At 70.0% G+C, this 18,939-nt stretch carries 21 protein-coding genes; 12 read left to right on the top strand and 9 right to left on the bottom strand.

Features of this window, described 5'->3' with window-relative positions:
• The first annotated feature begins 112 nt into the window (after positions 1-112).
• Positions 113-2,695 (top strand): ABC transporter permease, encoded by a 2,583-nt coding sequence (locus MPPM_RS11745; RefSeq protein ID WP_096485219.1) that lies wholly within the window; start codon positions 113-115, stop codon positions 2,693-2,695.
• Between the two features lie 216 nt (positions 2,696-2,911).
• Positions 2,912-3,679: a Bax inhibitor-1/YccA family protein gene (locus MPPM_RS11740; protein WP_096485218.1), complete on the top strand. Its 768-nt coding sequence runs from the start codon at positions 2,912-2,914 to the stop codon at positions 3,677-3,679.
• A gap of 102 nt (positions 3,680-3,781) precedes the next feature.
• On the opposite strand, the gene yidD is transcribed toward MPPM_RS11740, so the two are convergent.
• The gene (gene yidD / locus MPPM_RS11735) at positions 3,782-4,102 is read right to left on the bottom strand and encodes a membrane protein insertion efficiency factor YidD (protein WP_096485217.1); all 321 of its coding nucleotides are present in this window, start codon (positions 4,100-4,102) and stop codon (positions 3,782-3,784) included.
• An 8-nt stretch (positions 4,103-4,110) separates the two neighbouring features.
• On the bottom strand, positions 4,111-4,572 hold the full coding sequence (locus tag MPPM_RS11730) for an iron-sulfur cluster assembly scaffold protein (protein ID WP_096485216.1): 462 nt from the start codon (positions 4,570-4,572) through the stop codon (positions 4,111-4,113).
• A gap of 284 nt (positions 4,573-4,856) precedes the next feature.
• Here MPPM_RS11730 and folE point away from each other — a divergent pair, with 284 nt between their 5' ends.
• Genes folE through MPPM_RS11715 form a run of 3 tightly spaced genes read left to right on the top strand, consistent with a single transcriptional unit; the run spans position 4,857 to position 7,132 of the window.
• Complete coding sequence (gene folE / locus MPPM_RS11725; RefSeq protein ID WP_506992359.1) at positions 4,857-5,618, top strand: GTP cyclohydrolase I FolE; 762 nt, start codon at positions 4,857-4,859, stop codon at positions 5,616-5,618.
• Between the two features lie 21 nt (positions 5,619-5,639).
• Complete coding sequence (gene hisI / locus MPPM_RS11720; protein WP_096485214.1) at positions 5,640-6,062, top strand: phosphoribosyl-AMP cyclohydrolase; 423 nt, start codon at positions 5,640-5,642, stop codon at positions 6,060-6,062.
• Positions 6,059-7,132 (top strand): patatin-like phospholipase family protein, encoded by a 1,074-nt coding sequence (locus MPPM_RS11715; RefSeq protein ID WP_096485213.1) that lies wholly within the window; start codon positions 6,059-6,061, stop codon positions 7,130-7,132. The genes hisI and MPPM_RS11715 overlap by 4 nt, the downstream gene beginning before the upstream one ends.
• Positions 7,133-7,170: 38 nt before the next feature.
• Here MPPM_RS11715 and MPPM_RS11710 read toward each other — a convergent pair whose 3' ends face one another.
• Positions 7,171-7,602: a CBS domain-containing protein gene (locus MPPM_RS11710; RefSeq protein ID WP_096485212.1), complete on the bottom strand. Its 432-nt coding sequence runs from the start codon at positions 7,600-7,602 to the stop codon at positions 7,171-7,173.
• An 89-nt stretch (positions 7,603-7,691) separates the two neighbouring features.
• Between MPPM_RS11710 and MPPM_RS27975 the strand changes: the two genes are divergently transcribed.
• Entirely contained in the window at positions 7,692-8,066 is a 375-nt protein-coding gene (locus MPPM_RS27975) for a hypothetical protein (RefSeq protein WP_157914170.1), read from the top strand.
• Here the strand turns inward: MPPM_RS27975 and MPPM_RS11705 are convergent.
• Entirely contained in the window at positions 8,048-8,932 is an 885-nt protein-coding gene (locus MPPM_RS11705; RefSeq protein WP_096485211.1) for a transporter, read from the bottom strand. The two genes, MPPM_RS27975 and MPPM_RS11705, sit on opposite strands and share 19 nt — an antisense overlap.
• Before the next feature lie 240 nt (positions 8,933-9,172).
• Positions 9,173-9,997, bottom strand: a complete 825-nt coding sequence (locus MPPM_RS11700; RefSeq protein WP_096485210.1) for a rhomboid family intramembrane serine protease — start codon at positions 9,995-9,997, stop codon at positions 9,173-9,175.
• Between the two features lie 251 nt (positions 9,998-10,248).
• Here MPPM_RS11700 and MPPM_RS11695 point away from each other — a divergent pair, with 251 nt between their 5' ends.
• The 6 genes from MPPM_RS11695 (at position 10,249) to MPPM_RS11670 (ending at position 16,200) form a co-directional block, all read left to right on the top strand.
• Complete coding sequence (locus MPPM_RS11695; RefSeq protein WP_096485209.1) at positions 10,249-10,869, top strand: PAS domain-containing protein; 621 nt, start codon at positions 10,249-10,251, stop codon at positions 10,867-10,869.
• A 187-nt stretch (positions 10,870-11,056) separates the two neighbouring features.
• Positions 11,057-11,680, top strand: coding sequence for a PilZ domain-containing protein (locus MPPM_RS11690; RefSeq protein ID WP_096485208.1), 624 nt, complete (start codon positions 11,057-11,059; stop codon positions 11,678-11,680).
• Between the two features lie 525 nt (positions 11,681-12,205).
• A complete protein-coding gene (locus MPPM_RS11685) occupies positions 12,206-12,877 on the top strand; it encodes a transglutaminase-like cysteine peptidase (protein WP_096485207.1) in 672 nt (223 codons plus the stop codon).
• Between the two features lie 215 nt (positions 12,878-13,092).
• Entirely contained in the window at positions 13,093-13,797 is a 705-nt protein-coding gene (locus MPPM_RS11680; protein WP_096485206.1) for a transglutaminase-like cysteine peptidase, read from the top strand.
• A gap of 142 nt (positions 13,798-13,939) precedes the next feature.
• On the top strand, positions 13,940-15,073 hold the full coding sequence (locus MPPM_RS11675) for an ATP-binding protein (protein WP_096485205.1): 1,134 nt from the start codon (positions 13,940-13,942) through the stop codon (positions 15,071-15,073).
• Between the two features lie 158 nt (positions 15,074-15,231).
• Positions 15,232-16,200 carry a Tim44 domain-containing protein gene (locus MPPM_RS11670; RefSeq protein WP_096487815.1) on the top strand — a complete coding sequence of 323 codons (969 nt, stop codon included), beginning with the start codon at positions 15,232-15,234 and terminating at the stop codon, positions 16,198-16,200.
• A 94-nt stretch (positions 16,201-16,294) separates the two neighbouring features.
• Here MPPM_RS11670 and MPPM_RS11665 read toward each other — a convergent pair whose 3' ends face one another.
• From MPPM_RS11665 to MPPM_RS11650, 4 genes are all read right to left on the bottom strand, one after another.
• Positions 16,295-16,501, bottom strand: coding sequence for a Trm112 family protein (locus tag MPPM_RS11665; protein ID WP_096485204.1), 207 nt, complete (start codon positions 16,499-16,501; stop codon positions 16,295-16,297).
• A 64-nt stretch (positions 16,502-16,565) separates the two neighbouring features.
• On the bottom strand, positions 16,566-17,234 hold the full coding sequence (locus tag MPPM_RS11660) for an LON peptidase substrate-binding domain-containing protein (RefSeq protein ID WP_096485203.1): 669 nt from the start codon (positions 17,232-17,234) through the stop codon (positions 16,566-16,568).
• 85 nt (positions 17,235-17,319) lie between these two features.
• On the bottom strand, positions 17,320-18,228 hold the full coding sequence (locus MPPM_RS11655) for a thioredoxin family protein (protein WP_096485202.1): 909 nt from the start codon (positions 18,226-18,228) through the stop codon (positions 17,320-17,322).
• A gap of 134 nt (positions 18,229-18,362) precedes the next feature.
• Positions 18,363-18,899, bottom strand: a complete 537-nt coding sequence (locus MPPM_RS11650) for a hypothetical protein (protein WP_096485201.1) — start codon at positions 18,897-18,899, stop codon at positions 18,363-18,365.
• Between the last annotated feature and the right edge of the window lie 40 nt (positions 18,900-18,939).

Below are 18,939 nucleotides of genomic sequence, written 5' to 3'. Positions count from 1 at the left end.
AGGGGTGCGAAGCACCTCGTCCGGGATGCGGCGGTGCGGGCAGTTGCGCACGCCGTCTCGATGCCCAGATTGGCCCGGCCGGCCCGACCGGCGACGAAACGCACGAGCCTCCATGCACGGCACGCTGTCCCAGCCGGATTCCTCGAAGCCGGCCCCGCCCTCCCGCCTGCCGCTCACCCTGCGGCTGGCGCTGCGCGAGCTGCGCGGGGGACTGTCCGGCTTCCGCGTGTTCATCGCCTGCATCGCCCTCGGCGTCGCGGCGATCAGCGGCGTCACCTCGATCGCCGCCTCGCTTTCCGGCGGGCTCGGGCGCGAGGGACGGCGCATTCTGGGCGGCGACATCACCTACAGCCTGATCAACCGGGAGGCGACGCCGGCCGAGCGCGCCGTGCTCGACGGGCAGGCGCCGGTCTCAGAGGTGGCGAGCCTGCGGGCCATGGCTGTGGCCGGTGACGGCAGCGCCGCCCTGGTCGAGCTGAAGGCGGTCGATCCGAGCTATCCGGCGGTCGGCATAGCCGAGACAGATCCGCCGGCGCCGGTTCAGACGCTCATCGCCGAGCGGAACGGCCTCTACGGTGCCGTGGCCGATCCGGCGCTGCTGACCCGGCTCGGGCTCAAGGTCGGCGACCGGGTGACGCTCGGGGGCTTCCCGATCGAGATCCGCGCCGCCCTCGTCTCCGAACCCGACCGGATCGGCTCGGGCATCGGCTTCGGTCCGCGCCTGCTCGTCTCGCTGAGCGCCCTGCGCGCCACCGGCCTGATCCAGCCCGGCAGCCTCAACCGCTTCACCTACCGCCTGCAGCTGCCGCAGGCCGACGATGCCCGCTTGAGCGCCGTCAACGCGGCGGTGCAGAAGGCCCTGCCGGAAGCCGGCTTCGAGATGCGCTCGCGCGACAACGCCGATCCGCGCTTCGCCAAGGGCATCGAGCGCTTCACGCAGTTCCTGACGCTCGTCGGCCTCACCGCGCTCATCGTTGGCGGGGTCGGGGTGGCCAATGCCGTGCGCGCGTTCGTCGACGGCAAGCAGGCCTCCATCGCCACCCTCAAGAGCGTCGGCGCGCCGGGCTCGCAGGTCGTCGGGCTCTACCTGATCCAGGTGATGCTGATCGCTTGTGTCAGCACCGCGCTGGGCCTCGTCGTCGGTGCCGCCCTGCCGTTCGCGCTCGACATCGCGCTGCGCGACCAGCTTCCCCTGCCGCTCAACCCCGAGATCGCTCCGGCCCGCCTCGCGCTGGCGGGCGCCTACGGCCTCCTGACCGCGCTCGCCTTCGCGATCCTGCCGCTCGGCCGCGCCCACGACATCTCCGTCGCCGGGCTGTTTCGTGATGCCGTCGATCCGGCGGCGCGCCGGCCGCGCTGGCGCTACCTCGCGGTGCTCGCCCTCGCCCTGCTAGCGCTCGCGGGCTTTGCCCTGTTCACCGCCTTCGACCGCAAGGTCGCGCTGATCTTCATGGCGGCGGCGGCGCTGGCCTTCGGCACCCTGCGCCTCGTCGCCGCGGGGCTGATGGTCCTGGCCGCCCGACTGCCGCGGCCGAAGGGCATGGTGCCGCGCCTGGCCCTGGCCAACCTCCACCGCCCAGGCGCGCTGACCCCGGCGGTGGTGCTCTCGCTCGGCCTCGGGACGACCCTGCTGGTGACGTTGAGCGCCATCGACAGCAACATCACCCGCGCGCTCGAAAGCTCGCTGCCCGGCCGCGCCCCGAGCCTTTTCTTCCTCGACGTGCCCTCGCGCGATGCGGAGGCCTTCTCCGCCTTCCTCGGCGCCCACGCGCCGAACGCGAAGATCGAGCGCGTCCCGATGATGCGCGGACGGATCACCGCGCTGAACGGCGTGCCGGCCGGGCAGATCAAGCCGCCGGAGGACGCCGCCTGGGTGCTCGACGGCGACCGGGGCATCACCTACGCCGGCGCTCCGCCCGACGGCTCGACCATCGTCGAGGGTGCGTGGTGGAACGAGGAGGAGGGCCGGACGCCGCTCGTCTCCTTCGATGTCGAGCTGGCGCGTTCGCTGGGCCTCAAGGTCGGCAGCACCGTCACCGTGAACGTGCTCGGCCGCTCGATCACTGCCCGGGTCGCCAATCTGCGCAAGATCGAGTGGCGCTCGCTCGGCATCAACTTCGTGATGGTGTTCTCCCCCGGCACATTCCGCGGGGCGCCGCATGCCGACCTCGCGACCCTGACCCTGCCCGACGGCCCGGATTCCAAGCTCGAGGCGGAAGTGGTGCGCGACGCGGCGAAGGCTTTCCCCTCGGTGACGAGCGTGCGGGTGAAGGATGCGCTGGAGGCGGTCAACGACCTCGTGCACAAGCTGGTCCTGGCGATCCGCGGTGCCAGCGTCGTCGCCGTGCTCGCGAGCCTGCTGGTGCTCGCCGGGGCGCTCGCCGCCGGCCACCGCGCCCGGCTCTACGACGCGGTGGTGCTGAAGGTGCTCGGCGCCACGCGGATGCGGCTGCTCTCGACCTACGCCCTCGAATACGGCGCACTCGGGCTCGCCACCGCCTTCTTCGGCATCCTGGCCGGTTCGGCCGCGGGCTGGGTCATCGTCTCCCGCGTCATGCGCCTCGATTTCGCGCCCGATCCCGCCGGGGCGCTGGCGGTGGCCGCGTTCGCCGTTATCTTCGCGATCGGGGCCGGGCTCGCGGGGACATGGCGCATCCTCGGGCAGAAGCCGGCGCCTTACCTGCGGCAGTTTTGAAGATGCTTAATCACGTTCGAAGAGCAGGTTTAATCCGCAAAGAATCATAAAAATCTCACGCCTCTGTAAGGCTTGAAAACGCGGCCATTCGGCCGAGTCCCACTTGTTTGTGACTGTTCCAGCGAACATATTCGGGCACGAGGCGCGCTCGACGCGCCAGGGGTTGCGTGTGGACCTCGACAAACTCCACGCCGAGAGCTTCCAAGGGAAACTTTCATGGCATTCGACAACAGCCCGTTCCGCTACGGCGCCCAGCCGCAGGGGTACGCCGGCTCTCAGGTCGAAGTCGACCAGGGCCTGCGCAGCTTCATGCTGGGCGTCTACAACAACATGGTCGTCGGTCTCGGGATCTCCGGTCTCGTGGCTCTGGCCCTCAACATGGCGGCCGTGGCGCAGACCGGCGCCGGCCGCGTCGCGCTGACCCCGTTCGGGCAGTTCCTGTACACCAGCCCCTTCAAGTGGGTGCTGATGCTGGCGCCGCTCGCCTTCATCTTCGTGTTCTCGTTCCGGATGGACCGCATGTCGGCCACCTCCGCGCGCACGATGTTCTGGGCCTTCGCGGCGGTGATGGGCGCCTCGATGTCCACCCTGCTGCTCGTCTTCACGGGCGCCAGCGTGGTGCGGGTGTTCTTCATCACGGCGGCAACCTTCGGTGGCCTGAGCCTCTACGGCTACACCACCAAGCGCAGCCTGTCGGGCATGGGCTCGTTCCTGATCATGGGCCTGATCGGCCTGATCATCGCCTCGCTGGTGAACCTCTTCCTGGCTTCGTCCGCGCTGCAGTTCGCGATCTCGGTGATCGGCGTGCTCATCTTCGCCGGCCTGACCGCGTACGACACGCAGAAGCTCAAGGAGATGTACCTCTACAGCGGCGTCGATGCCGAGGGGGCGGCCAAGATGTCCGTCAACGGCGCGCTGACGCTGTACCTGGACTTCATCAACATGTTCCAGTTCCTGATGCAGCTGCTGGGCGACCGCCGCTAAGCGACGGCGCAAGGACCTGAAACAAGAGAGCCCCGGCCGAAAGGCCGGGGCTTTTTCATGCGCGCAGGTCCCTGCCCTCTCCCGCAGAGGGGGAGGGTCTGGCTACTTCCCCTCCTCCACCGCCTCGCAGACCAGCGGCGGCGGCGCCTCGACGCCGCGCCAGCGGCCGTAGGACCAGGGCCGGTGCCAGGCGGCACCTGCCGGCAGATGCTCGGGCACGAGGTCGATGCCGTGGGTGCCGAATGGGCCGCAGCGGCAGATGCGGGCGAACCCGATCCAGCCGCCGGCCCAGAGACCGTGCCGCTGGATCGCCTCGTCGGTGTAGGTCGAGCAGGAGGGCCAGTGTCGGCACTGGCGTCCGACCAGCCCGGACAAAGTGAGCTGGTAGGCGCGGATCGCCCCGTGCGCGACCTGGCGGATCATAACGAGGCTCAGGCCGCCTCGGGCGCGCCGGCGCCCTTGCGCGCGGCGATCTGATCGAGGGCGTCCACCACCGCGTCGAAGGTCAGGAGCGTCGAGGCATGGCGGGCGCGGAAATCGCGCACCGGCTCCAGCACGGCGAGGTCGGCCCATTTTCCGTCCGGGGCCGGGCCGTTCTCCTTCAGCATCGCCCGCATCCGGGCGCGGACGGCTCGCAGCTCCTCGGCCGTCGCGCCGACAACGTGGCGGGCCAGCAGCGAGGAGGAGGCTTGGCCAAGCGCGCACGCCTTCACGTCGTGAGCGAAGTCGGCGACCGTGGCGCCGTCCGGATCGAGCTTCAGATCAACGGTGACGGTCGAGCCGCACAGCTTGGAATGGGCCGTGGCGGTGGCGTCCGGCGCCTCCAGCCGGCCGAGGCGGGGAATGTCGGCGGCCAGTTCCAGGATGCGGCGGTTGTAGATGTCGTCGATCATCGCTGACACGCCTTTCGCGGGCGCCCGTTCGGGAGAGCTGCAAGGAATCGTTGAGCCAGATACGCATGCCACGCATTGCGCGACGGCGCGATTGCGACGATATAGGCGCGACACAGTCATTCCGCGAGAATGGCACCGTCGACCCCGGTCACGCCCTGGCCCAGGATTCGGATCGTTCGAGGGCGTCGGCACTTAAACGTTTAAGACGCCGGGACGGATCGACGATGTACGCCAAGCCCGACAGCACGACCATGAAGGCGCGTGTGGCGAAGGCCGGAGATGCCATGGATGCCGCTCTCAAATCCCTGTCCTACGGCATGAGCGACGACGAGCGACGCATGAGCGCCGTCGGCCTGCAAGGGATGCGCGGCGCCAACGATCCGGGCCGGCCCGACACCGCTTCCGACATGGCCCCAGACATTGCACCCCTGCCCGAATCGGCCCAGCGGGTGCCGAACGAGGTGGCGCTCGGCCGCCCGAGCCGTCAGGAAGCGGAGGCCGCCGTGCGCACGCTGCTGCGCTGGGCCGGCGACGACCCGACCCGCGAGGGGCTGATCGAGACGCCCGCCCGCGTGGTGAAGGCCTACGAGCAGATCTTCGGCGGCTACCGCATGGATGCCGATGCCCTGCTGGAACGGGTGTTCGAGGAGGTCGAGGGCTACTCGGACGCGGTGCTGGTGCGCGACATCCCGTTCTATTCCCACTGCGAGCACCACATGGTGCCGTTCATGGGGCTCGCCCACATCGCCTACTACCCCACCAAGGGCGTGGTCGGCCTTTCAAAGCTCGCCCGCGTGGTCGATGCCTTCGCCCGCCGCCTGCAAACGCAGGAGACGATGACGGCGCAGATCGCCGACACGATCGAGAGCATCCTCCAGCCCCGCGGCTGCGCCGTGATGGTCGAGGCCGAGCATCTCTGCATGGCGATGCGCGGCGTGCAGAAGGCCGGCGTCTCCACCATCACCACCCAGTTCCGCGGCGTCTACAAGAGCGATCCGAACGAGCAGGTTCGCTTCCTGACCTTCGTGCGGAACCCGAAGGGCTGAGTCGGGCGGATTGTCTTCGCGATGACCGAGCGGTTCGCTTCCCCCGGCTCCCGCGCCGAGGTCGAGGAAGGCGCGCGGCTGACGCCGCGCTTCGGCCCCGACGGGCTCCTGGCCTGCATCGCCGTCGATGCGCGGGACGGGCGCGTGCTGATGCTCGCCCACATGAACGCCGAGGCGCTGGCCCGCACCCTTGAGACCGGCGAGGCGTGGTACTGGTCGCGCTCGCGCGGCGAACTCTGGCACAAGGGCGCGACCTCCGGGCAGATCCAGCGGATCGTGGAGATGCGGGTCGATTGCGATCAGGACGCGCTCCTGATCCGGGTCGAGGTCGGCGGCGACGGGGGCTGCTGCCATACCGGCCGCCGCTCCTGCTTCTACCGCGCGGTCGAACGCGATCCCGCGACCGGTGCCGTCGCCCTCGTTCCCGCCAATCCGGACCGATGATGTTCGAGGCGTCCCGTTCCCTCCCGCCCCGTTTCCCGGAAGGGGTGGTGGAACCGGTGGTGCCCCGCTTTCGCGCTCCCCGCATCGGCCTCGCCCTGGGCGGCGGCTCCGCCCGGGGCTGGTCGCATATCGGCGTGATCGAGGGGCTGGAGGAAGCCGGCATCTTCCCCGAGGTGGTCGCCGGCTGCTCCATCGGCGCCGTTGTCGGCGGGGCCTACGCCGCCGGCCGCATCGACGCTCTCAAGGATTTCGCGCTCTCGCTCACCCGGCGGCGGGTGGTCGGCATGCTCGATCCGCGCATCACCGGGTCGGGCCTGATCGCCGGCGAGCGCCTGCGCCGTCGCCTCGCCCGCGAGCTCGAGGGCTTCCGCATCGAGGATCTGCGCCTCGCCTTCGCCAGCGTCGCGACCGAACTCGGCACGGGCCACGAGGTCTGGCTGTCCCGGGGTCCTCTGGTCGAGGCGGTGCGGGCCTCCTACGCCATCCCCGGCATCTTCCCGCCGGTCGCCCTCGACGGGCGCCTTCTGATGGACGGGACGCTGGTCAACCCCGTGCCGGTGCGTCTCGCCCGCGAACTCGGGGCCGACCTCGTGATCTGCGTGAACCTCGCCTGCGAGACGCGCGCGCCCGCGCGCGTGATCCGGCCGGAGCGGGACGCCGCGATGCTCGGCGAGGCCGACGAGCCAGTCGAGCGGGCGATCGAGCAGACGCTGGAGGCCACCGTGCGCCGCCGCGGCCGCTGGGGCCTCTTGAGCGGAGCGAGCCGACGCCTGATGGGTCAGCGCTTCCTGGGCCGCCGCGGCCATCCGGCACCGGCGCAGGCCGCCGGCCGGCCGAGCCCGGGCGTCGCCCGCGTCATGCTCGACGCCTTCAACATCACCCAGGACCGGATCTCACGGGCGCGGCTCGCCAGCGAACCGCCGGATGTCGCGATCCGGCCGCTGCTCGCCGAGTTCGGTCAGTTCGAATTCCATCGCGCCGCCGACGGGATCGCTCTCGGCCGTCAGGCGGTGCGGGCGGCGCTGCCGGAGATCCGGCGCATGATCGAGGGTGCGGCGGCGCGCAGTTGAGCCGCCGCCACGGATTCGAGACCCGAGCCGGAGCCGGGTCAGGCCATCGTGATGTAGTCGCGCATCGCCCGATGCTCGGCCTCGACGGTGGCGATGCGTTGCTTCACCACGTCGCCGATCGAGACGACGCCGACGAGGCGCCCGTCCTCCACCACCGGCAGGTGGCGGAAACGGCCCTCGGTCATCGTCTCCATCACATCCTCGATGCTGGCGCGCCGGGTGCAGGTCACGACCTTCTCGGTCATGTAGTGCGCCACAGGCCGGTCGAGGGCGGAGGCCCCTTCGCTGGCCAGTGCCCGCATCACGTCGCGCTCGGACAGGATGCCGATCACGCGACCTCCGGCATCGCCGACGACGAGGGCACCGATCCGCTTCTCGGCCAAGAGATGGATCGCCTCGTCGATGGTGCGATCAGCCGGCACCGTGACCACCGAGCCGCCCTTCTCTGCCAGGATACGCGCAACGGTCATGAAGTCTCCTCCCTGGATGACGGCACCGTCAGCCCACGGTGCGGACGGATGCGGCCGGGTTAACCCCGGCTCTCGGAGACGAGTGTGTGGTGCTCCGGCCGCTCTGGCAAGCGTTCGACGCCGCACGATCGTTCATGAAAGAACGAAAACGGAAGAAAAGTTCAATTTCCACCTACAAGGATTGGCGGAAGGCCCTGACTGCTCTTTCACTTGCGCCCTGCGGAGGCGGCCGGACGGGCAAAGGCGATCGGCGCTCGATCGCGGCAGAGGTCCGGGTCGGCCAGCGCGAAGGAATCGGCCGGGTCGGGGCCGAGACGTTGCGGGTGCGCCGGCCACGACGACCTGTGCTCGCAGGTCATAACGGAAAAGCCGATCCCGACGACGGCGCCATCGGAATCGGCTTCGAGCGGCTTCGAGAGATCTGTCCGTCGTCGCGAGACGTCGCTCAGCGGCCCTCGGCCTGACGGCGGGTGATCAGGGTGCGGTTCGGCTGAGCCTCGCCCTTATCCTGGAGGAACGGCACGACGATGCGCAGCCAGCCGCGGGTTTCCTTGCCGCCGTAATTGCGCTCGGCGACGTCGCGGGTGACGTAGCCCTGCACGTTCATGAAGCCGAAATTGTAGCCGACGAGACCACCCACCGCGATCTGGCCCTGCTGCCGATATCCGACCACGTTGGTCTTGAGGTCGGTCGAGCCGAAGGCCACCGGGCCGACCTGCCACTTGCCGAACTTCTTCGTCAGGGTGACGTCGAGGTTGAGGTAGTCGGGATAGAGCACGCCGTTGGGCGAGCGCGTTTCCAGCATGTGGCCGTAGAGCAGGTTGGCGGTGATCGCCCAGTCGTTGGCGGCGTAGGTGATCGCGAAACGGTGGCTCAGCGAGGCCGACTGGGTGAGGAACCGGGTCTCCCAGGGAAGGTAGCCGCCGAGAAGGTAGCTCACACCGACGCCGTCGCCGAGATCCCAGGCGAGCTGGCCCGCGAGCAGGGGCTGGCCCCAGCCGCTGTTATAGGGCGCGCCGCGCACGCTGGAGGCGGCGATGGGTGCCACGAACACGAACTGCACCTGTCCCCCAAGGACGGAGAAGGGGGTCGCCCAGAGCAGGGTCGGCAGGTTGACGTTGCTCTCGGAATCGAGCGGCGCGGTGTCGCGCACGCCGAAGCTCGACAGATTGACGGCGTAGAAGCCCTTGGGGAACGGCGCTCCGAACGGCACACCGATGGTCTGGCCGGGCTGCGCAGCGGAGGCGGCATGGGCGGCTGTACCGCCGAGGCCCCACGCGGCGGATAGGGCAAGCCCGAGACGGGCGATGACGGCTGCTCGATGTTTCACCGGGTTCCACTCTCCATCAGGAACGAGGCGATCATCTGCAAAATTTTCTTAATCCGCGCTCGTTCACATAACCGACGGACGAGTGGCGGCGTTTATTGCCGCCTTCATTTCAAAGAAAACGCCACGTGGCAGCAATGACACAGGCTGCTTCGGCCGACCCGGCAAGCGACCGAGACGAGGCCGTCGACCGGCCCGGCTTAACGGTTGCACGGGCCCGCAGCGGGGGCGCCTCGGGCGGTTCTACCCGCGCCGCCCGGCGCTGCCCCGCTCCATCAGCGGCAGCAGGAAGAAGCCCGCGGCGAAGCCGCCGAGATGCGCGTCCCAGGCGATCGGCCCCTCGCTGCCTCCGAGCGGCAGGGCGAGGACGCCGAACAGCAGGTTGGTGACGAACCAGACCGCAAGGAACAGAACCGCCGGCCGGTTGCGCAGCAATTCGGGAATGGTCTGAAGCCGCGGCCGCGGCGGCAGCTGCCAGGGCGCCCCTGCCGCGAAGGGCGGCGGAGGCTGGAACACGAAGCGGGCCGCCGCCGCCATCAGGGCCGAGATGCCGGCCGAGGCGCCGACGAGCGGCATCAGGCTGTAGGGGTCGACGAGGAGGTGGACGAGGGCGCCCGCCACGATTCCCGCGAGCGCCAGCAGCCCGTAGCGCAGGGCGCCGTAGCGGCGCGCGACCGGGGTGCCGAAGACGGCGAGCCACACCGCGTTGAAGATCAGATGCACCCAGGAGCCGTGCAGCAGGGCGTAGGTCACGCCGGTCCAGGGCATCGCCGACGGGTCGGCGACGAGGTAGCGGGCGAATTCCTGCCGTGCCGAGGCCATTTCGGGTCCGGTCGCGCCCTCCCCCGCCGCCCGGATGATGTCGGCCGCGGAGTTGGGATCGAAGGCGGCGGTCCATCGGGCCGGTATGAAGGCGAGGTCGAGCAGCACCGACAGGTCGGTCTCGTCCGGCACGACGCTGCGGACGACGTGGATCGCGGCTAGCACCGCGATCGAGGCGGTGACGATTCCCGGCAGGTTGAAGACGGGCACGCGGCCCTGGCGCGGCAGATCGGGGGAGGCATCCATGCTGCACCATGGCGGGGGGATGCGCGGCGCCGCAAGGGCCAATCGGCGCCGGGCCGCCGCGGGATCGCTCAATTGCGGGCGAGTTCGTCCACCGGCCGTTAAGGTTAAGAATGGGTTGCGCGAGCGCCACCGAACGGGACGGCATAGGGTGTGCGGACGATCTCCACGAACGGCGCGTGAGGACGCTTTTCGTGCCGGACCGATCAAAGACAGGGCCCATCCGGACCCGGGCCGTACCGATACGGAACACCATGAAGCATCCGACAAGCCGTCAGCTTCACGCCTACTGGGACCGGCTGCGCGGAGAGCGGGCCGCGCCGGAGCGGGGCGAGATCGAGCCCGGAGAGATCCGTAACCTGCTCGCCGACAGCTTCATCCTGGAAACCGATCCGGCGCGACGCACGAGCGCGGTGCGCCTCGCCGGAACCCGCCTGTGCGCCCTGTTCGGGCGCGAATTACGGGGCACCGCCTTCGTCGACCTGTGGGCCGACCGGGCGCTCCCCTTCACCGACCCCTGGCAACTCATCGAGACCGTCGCCTGCGATACGGTGGGCGTCGTCGCGGGACTGACCGGCGCCACCGTCCGGGACGAGACCCTCGACCTCGAATTGCTGCTCTTGCCGCTGCGCCACCGGGGAAAGACGCAGGCGCGCATTCTCGGCTCCTTGAGCCCACATTGCATTCCGCCGTGGCTCGGCACCCGGCCGATCCTGCGCCTCGAAACCGTCTCCCTGCGGGTGCTCGAGACGCTCGTGCCCGAGCCGGCGGCGATGCGGACCTTCGTGGACGCGCTGCCCGAGCCGGCCAACGATGCCCGCCCCGTCCGGTTCGGCCACCTGCTGGTTCACGAAGGCGGGCGCGGCAACGCCTGATTCTTCGCGGTCGGATTTCGGGCCTCCTTCTCCGGGACCGTCCGACCGCCGGGCCGGATCGTCCGGTGGCCGGGACCTGATCCCGCTTTCGTGACGGTCGGCAGTTCACCTTCGGGGTGCAAGCAAGCCTTTTGTAACCGTGGCGCGGCTAGTGATTCGATTGCGACATCGAGACTGCCGAGCTGACATGACCGAGCTTTCCCGAGCCGGGACGGCCACCTCTCTGCCGGATTTCGCCGCCGAACAGCGGCGGCACCAGCGGGTGCGCGCGACTCTGCTCGGCCGCTACATGCTGGCCGACCGGCGGGAATATCCCTGCCAGACCGTGGATATGTCCCCGGGCGGCATCCGCCTGACCTGCGCCGTGATCGGGGCGCTCGGCGAGCGCGTGGTGCTGTATCTCGAACAAATCGGCCGGCTGGAAGGGGTGATCGTACGCCATCCGCCGCGGGGCTTCGCGATGCGGATCAACGCGACACCGCGCAAGCGTGACAAGATCGCCTCCCAGCTGATGTGGCTTGCCAACCGTGAGAGCCTCGGCCTGCCGGAGGGCCGGACCAACGAGCGGCTCGTGCCAAACCAGCCCGGCGTGACCCTGCGCCTGGAGAGCGGCCGGTTCATTGCGGCCCGGATCATCGACATCTCGATGTCCGGCGTGGCGCTGGCGACCGCCTCCGCTCCGCCGATCGGCACGCACATCATGGTCGGCTCCACCCCCGGGCGGGTGGTGCGCTACTTCGAGGGCGGCATCGGCGCCCAGTTCATGCTGCCGATCTCCCCCGACCGCTTTCACGAGGGCATCACGCTCTGACCTCGGTGCGCGCGCGTTGCGGTTCGGGGCGCGCAACAGACTGCGCTCGTGCTGCGATCCGCGGCCGCGTCATCGGTCGGACCGATTTCGCCCTCTGATGCGGCAAGTCCGGTCGGGGACCGGACACGGCCCCGGCAAGTCCGGTCGGGGACCGGACACGGCCTTCGCCGTACCGGCCGGCCCGACGTCGCTGTTCGGCCCTCCATTCGATCCGTCCACGAAGGCGGAACCGCGCGGGCGGACTTGGCTCCGTAAGCCCACCGACGATCCCCGGCTTCCCACCGCCGTCGTTCCGGCCTCGCGCAGCGATTCCCGCAAGCCTCTGAGGACGGCACCCCGGCGCGCCTCAAGGTTACCCGGCGCCTAACGTTTTCTCCTCAATTCGGCGCAGATCCGTGAGCCGCAATTCGCCCTCGCGCAGGGGCGGATCGTTGCCGGGGCGAATCGATAAAATTGCGCGGATCGGCTTCAGCGCGGCGGAGGGGGTGCGGCGACATCCTGGCCTCGTTCGAAGGAAACGCCGCGATGCGCACCACCGGAACGGGTCATCTCAAGACGGGGCTCCAGATCGGGCTTCTGATGCTGACCGTCTGCGTCAGCCTTCTCGGCGCAAGCGCCCGGGCTCAGACGGCTGCCCAGAGCGCATCCCAGATGGCCGCGCTGCCCGCACCGGGCGCGGGGCTGACCGCGGGAGCCGAGGCCCGGCCGATCCTGGCCTGGACCGAGTTCTGCCAGTCCTATCCGGCGGAATGCGCCTTCGATCGGGCCGAGCCCGCCCGGATCGCGCTGACCCCGGCGATCTGGTCGACGATCGTCTCGATCAACCGTCGGGTGAACCGGTCGATCGACCCCGTCACCGATCAGGAGCATTGGGGCCGGCCCGACCGCTGGGATCTCGCCGAGGACGGACGGGGTGATTGCGAGGACTTCCAGCTCCTGAAGCGCAAGATGCTGGCCGCGGCGGGCCTGCCGCGCCGGGCGATGCGGATGACCGTGGTGATCGACGAGAAGGGCGAGGGCCACGCCGTTCTCACCCTCATCACCGACCGTGGCGACTACATCCTCGACAACAAGACCAACGCGGTGCTGACCTGGGCCCAGACCGGCTACGTGTTCATCAAGCGCGAGGGGCAGGACGCCCTGGCATGGGTTTCGCTGGGCGGAGCCAGCTCGCCCGTCACCACGGCGAACCGCTGAGCGCGGCCCGCTTCGCGGATCGATCCCGCACGGCCGACGGAGAGCGCGTAAGAACGGGCAGCCGGTGTGGCCGGATTGCCAGCCCGGGCGAGGTTGTCTCGGCCCGGCACGGAGAAGCGGCAATCCGCCTTCATCCTTCCTTCACTTTCGTATTGAGCCGGGCGCCGGCCCGTGCAAGCTTCGCCGGGAAACAAGGGGCTGCGGGACGGTCGGCCATGCGGTACGCGGTGCTTCGGGGCGTCGGCAGTGGATCGGCGTTCCCCAGCGCGGACGTGAGACGGCGCCTCGGCCGGGTCGCCCATCTGTCCCTCGTCGGCGCGACCCTGCTGCTCGGCGGTGCCGCGGCGCCGATCCAGCCGAGCCAGGCGCGCAGCGCCGCCGGCCTGCCCGAGGCCGGCACCGTCGCCGATCCCGGTGCCCCGGCCCGGCCCGTCGCCGCCTGGAACGATTTCTGCGCCCGCTACCCGGCCGAATGCACGGTCGATCCCGGAGAGCCGGCCCTCGTCACCCTGACGCCCGCGATCTGGCACACGCTCACCACCGTGAATCGCCGGGTCAACGCCCGGATCAAGCCGATCACCGACATGGCCCATTGGGGCGTCGTCGACCGGTGGGACTTCCCCGATGACGGCTTCGGCGACTGCGAGGACATCCAGCTCCTCAAGCGCCGCATGCTGGTGGAGCGGCGCCTGCCCCGCCGGGCGCTGCGCATGACGGTGGTGATCGACGAGATCGGCGAGGGTCACGCGGTGCTGATGGTGCGCACCGACCGGGGCGACCTGATCCTCGACAACAAGACCAACGCCGTGCTGCCCTGGCAGCGCACCGGCTACAGCTTCGTCAAGCGCGAGGGGCAGGACGGCAAGGCCTGGGTCAGCCTCAACAACGACGCCTCGCCCGCCACCACGGCCAACCGCTGATCCGGATCGGGGTTCGGGCGTTGAAGGTCATGCTTCCGCCGAACTCCGACACCGATCCGATCCGCCCGCCCGCCCGGTCGCCCGCTGACCCGGCGCGTCCGGTCCCGGCCGGATCTCCCTTCCGTGGCGGCGGCGTCCCACGATGACCGCCGAGGCCGCCCCCTCCACCACGCCGGATCCTGCGGCGGAGCCCGATCATCTCACGCTCGCGATGCCTCTCGCGATGCTGCCCTTGCCCGCACTCGTTCTGGAGCAGGGAGCGGCCGGTCCGGTGATCAGATCCGTCAACTCCGCCCTGCTGGTGCTGACGGGGCTCGGCGAGACCGAGCTCGTCGGGCAGGCGATCGAAGCGCTCGCCTGCCGTCACGGCGATCACGCCGGCTGGGGGCCCGTGCGCGAGGCGCTGGCCCGCGGCGAAGCGGGACGCTTCGAACTGCTGTTCGCCCGCGGCGGCGGCGCCTCGTTCTGGGGCGAGATCCATCTCGCCGTCCTGCCCGGCGCCGGCGACGCCCCCCGCTTCCTCGGTCAGATCATCGACGTGACGCGCCGGCGGGACGCGGAGGACGCCCTCGCCCTGTCGCGGCAGCGCGAGGCGCTCGGTCTCCTGACCAACAGCGTCGCGCACGAGTTCAACAACTTCCTGCAGATCCTGATCGGCTACATCGACGGGCTGAAGCGGCGTCTCGGCGACCGGCCCGAGCCCTTCATCCAGAGGGCGATCACGCGCTCCACCGAGGCCTCCGAACGGGCCGCCATTCTGACCCGCCAGCTCCTCGCCCATTCCCGGCGGATCGCCCCCGACCTGCGGCCCGTCGATCTCGGCGCGGCGGTGCGGGCGGGTATCGACCGGCTCCGCCCGAGCCTGCCGCCGGGCATCGATCTCGATCTGACGATTCCCGACGATCTGCCGCCGGCCCTGTGCAACCCGATCCAGCTCGAACTGGCGCTCGGCCACATCCTCGCCAATGCCTGCGAGGCGATGGCCGGGCGGGGCTGCGTCCGCGTGGCGCTGTTCGCGATCGAGCCCGGCGACCGCTCGCTGCAGCGCCCCGAGGCCGGAGCCGTCGGTCTCACGGTGTCGGATAGCGGGCACGGGCTGTCGCCCGAGATGCTGTCCCGGGCCCTCGCCCCCTTCGCCACGACCCGCGAATCCGGACGGGGCGCGGGGCTCGCCATCGTCCACGGCTTGATGAAACGCCAGAACGGCACGATCTCGATCGAGAGCCGGCCCGGCGAGGGCGCGACCGTGCGGCTCGTCTTCCCCGCCGCGCGCTGAGCGTTTTGGGGTCCGCAGGGCCGCCGGCGACGCGAACGGACGAAAAAATCCGCCGCATCGTCAAAAAAGTCGAGCTTGAGCGGGACTAAAAACCCGCGCCGAACGTCCCCATCTAAAGAAGGAGCATTCCGCTCCTTTTGGTGACCGAGGTTTTTTCGATGGCTTCCTCCCCCGCGCCCCGCCGGCGCGTCGTGACCCTGCTCGCGCTCGCGGCTTCGCTCGCCCTGGCGGCGCCCGCCGTCGATGCACGGCCGGGCGGCGGCAGCGGCATGGGCTCGCGCGGCTCGAAGACCTTCAGCGCGCCGCCCTCCACCGCGACTTCGCCGGGCGCGATGAGCCCGATCCAGCGCTCCCAGACGAGCCCGAGCCCCGGCTTCAACAATCCCGGCATGGCGGCGCAGAACCGCGGCTCGCGCTTCGGCGGAGGCTTCCTCGGCGGCATGCTCGGCGCGGGCCTGATCGGTGCCCTGCTCGGCGCCGGCCTGTCCGGCGGCCTTGGCGGCATCGGCTCATTCATCGGCCTGATCTTCCAGATCGGCCTGATCGCGCTCTTGGTGATGTTCGTCGTGCGCTTCTTCCGCCGCCGCCAGGAGGGCAACCAGCCCGCCATGGCCGGCAATGCGCCCCATGCCCGCTCCGGTCTGCCGCCGCAGGGCGGCCTCCAGGGTGGCGTGAACGCGGGCATGAACCCGATGGGTGGCAGCTCCAGCGGCGGCGCACGGCTGCAGCCGGTGCAGGTCCAGCCGGACGACTTCCAGGCCTTCGAGCGCTCGCTCCAAGAGATCCAGGGCGCCTATGGCCGCGAGGATGTCGCCGCCCTTCGCCGTCTCGCGACGCCGGAGATGGTCGGCTACTTCGAGGAGGATCTGCGCGCCAACGCCGCCCGCGGCGTGGTCAACCGGATCTCGGACGTGAAGCTGCTTCAGGGCGACTTGTCCGAGGCTTGGCGCGAGGGTCCGGTCGAGTTCGCCACCGTCGCCATGCGCTTCTCGCTGCGTGACGAAGTGTTCGAGCGCGCCACCAACCGCCATGTCGAGAACGGCCCGCAGGAGGCCAAGGAGTTCTGGACCTTCGTGCGCGAGCCCGGCGGCCCCTGGCTGCTCTCGGCGATCCAGCAGGGCCGCTAAACCCGCTCTGAGTTCGAATAAGAAGGGCGCCCGGCGAGAGCCGGGCGCCCTTTCTCATGCGCGAGACGGTCCGAACGACGCCGACGCGCTGCCGTCATTCCGTGAGAGAACGCGCCTCTTCCGGCAGCATGATCGGGATGCCGTCGCGGATCGGGTAGGCGAGCTTGGCGGAGCGGCTGATCAGCTCCTCACGGGCGGCGTCGTATTCCAGCGGCTCCTTGGTCAGCGGGCAGACGAGGAGTTCAAGCAGGCGGGGATCGACTCGGGTCGCTTCGACGGGCGGGGCAGAGGTGTCGGCCATGTTTCCTGTCACTTCTCGGTAGGCTGTCCCACGCTCGGCAGAACCGACCGCGGGGCGCAGAAACTCATTGCAGCGTCGGTTCCGCGCCGCTGGCGCGAACCAGCTCCATCTCGGTCACGGCGATCAGCACCTCGGCCCGCGTCTTGAGATCGGGCGCTTCCAGCATCGCCTGCTTCTCGCGCACCCCGAACGGGCTCATCATGCACAGCGCGTTGACGAGCGCCTCGTTCGGCGCCTCCTCGATACCGGCCCAATCGACCTGAAGCTCGTTGGCCTCGATGAAGTTGCGCAGGGCCCGCAGCACGCCCTCGCGGTCGACGGCCTCCTCGCCGGCTCGCGCCTCGAAATCCTGGGAGAAGCCGTCGTAGGAGACTTGGCAGCGGCGGTAGGCGGTGGTGACGGCGAGCTCGCTCTCGACCCGGAAGCGGCTGATGCCGGTGAGCGAGATCAGGTAGCGCCCGTCGCCGGTCTCGGCGAACTGGCTGATCCGTCCGGCGCAGCCGACCCGGTAGAGCCGGGGGCTGAGCGGCGAGCTGCCGCCTTCGGCGTCCGGCTGAATCATGCCGATGATCCGCTCGGAGCGCAGCGCATCGTCCACCATGGCGAGGTAGCGCGGCTCGAAGATGTTGAGCGGCATCTGCCCCCGCGGCAGCAGCAACGCGCCGGGCAGCGGGAAGACCGGAATGATGGCGGGGCACTCCGCCGGCGACTTGCAGCTCGGCTGCGGGCTCATGCGCGGCTTTCCTGCTGAAGGAGGGGGTGTGGGGCACCCCGTCCGAAGGCTTCGGTCGCCGTGACGCTCTCGCGGGGACTGTGCCTCACGAGAACAGCAGCGTCGAGAGTTGGCGGCGTCCGCGGATCGCAGCCGGGTCCATCAGCCCCCAGGCCTCGAAGAACTGAAGCAGCTGCTTGCGCGCCGCGTCCTCGTTCCAGTTCCGATCGGCCCGGGCGATGGCGACGAGTTGGTCGACCGCCTCGTCGCGCTTGCCGGCGGCGTTGAGACCGAGGGCGAGGTCGAACCGCGCCTGGAAATCGTTTCCGTCGGCTTCGATTCGCTTCTGCAGGCCCGCGAGGTCGCCCAGGCTCTCGGCCTGATCGGCGAGTTCGAGCGCCGCGCGCACGCCCGCGAGCAACGGGTCGTCGGCCTTGGCCGGCGGCACCATGGCGAGCACTTGGCGAGCGTTCTCGGTCTCGCCGAGTTCGAGCTGTGTCTTGGCCAGACCCGCGATGGCCTTGAGGTTCTCCGGCTCCTCGCGCAGCACCGCGGCGTAGAGCTCGGAGGCCGAGGCGAGATCGCCGGCCGAGGCGACCGCGGCGGCCTCCTCGAGCACCTGATCAATCTCGGAGGGGCCGGCGAGCCGGTCGACGAAGGCGCGCACCTCGGATTCCGGCACGGCGCCCATGAAGGCGTCCACCGGGCGGCCGCGGTCGATCGCGATCACGGCGGGGATCGATTGCAGGCCGAGCTGCTGGCCGATCTGCTGCCAGACGCCGGGATGCTCGTCGATGTTGAGCTTGGCGAGCTTCACCCGCCCGCTCGACGCACGCACCACCTTCTCGAGAACCGGCGTGAGCTGCTTGCACGGACTGCACCAGGGCGCCCAGAAATCGACGATCACCGGCTGGTTCATCGATTCGGCGATGACGTCCTGCCGGAAGCCCGCCGTGGTGGTGTCCTTGATGAGGCCGTCGGCGGGAGCGCCGGCGGCGGCGTTGGCTTCGAGCATGGAGCCCTCGAACGATCACAAAAACGCGGTTGGCTGCCTGCCGAGCACGGGTGCAGCGCAGCAGCCCGTTACATGGGGCTTCGCCGCGCCGCTGACCAGACGTTTTCGTGTCTCCTTCGGGGAACGAATCCCGCTCAGGGCTTCGGCGCGCCGGAAGGCTTCTCCTTCGCCGCGTCCGTCGCAGCATCCTTGGCCCCGTCCCGACCGGGCTCGGCGGTGGACTTCGCATCGGTGATGAACACGCCCGCATAGGTCTTGCCCTGCGAGGTCGCCTCGCAGGCGATCATGGTCTTGCCCGGCTCCGGGCGCGAGAACTTGCAGGCACCGACCGCAGGTGCGGGACTGCGGACGATGCCCTCGCTGTTCTTCATGCCCGGCACCACGAGGCTGATCGGCTGAAGCTGCTCGGTCTCCTCGGTCTGCTCGTGCTGCGCCCCCGCGCCGCTGAAGCTCAGCGACTGCCCGTCCCAGGCGGCGAAATCGAAGGTGGTGCGCCCGCGCGAGACCGTGTTGACGAGCTGTTCCTTGCAGTTCTGGGTGATGTCGAGGCCGCCGATCACCAGCCGCTCGCACCGGCCGGTCATGGTCACCTCGGCCTGCTGGGCCGAGGCCGGCGCTGCGGCGAGCAGGCCGAGGAGCGCGAGAAGCGGCGCGCGCGAACGGGTCGTCATGGCGTGGTGTTCCTCCTGGGCGGCCTTGGTTGCCGCTTGT

It is taken from the genome of Methylorubrum populi, assembly GCF_002355515.1.
Lineage (GTDB): Bacteria > Pseudomonadota > Alphaproteobacteria > Rhizobiales > Beijerinckiaceae > Methylobacterium > Methylobacterium populi_A.
This window is presented reverse-complemented; position numbering and strand designations above follow the sequence as displayed.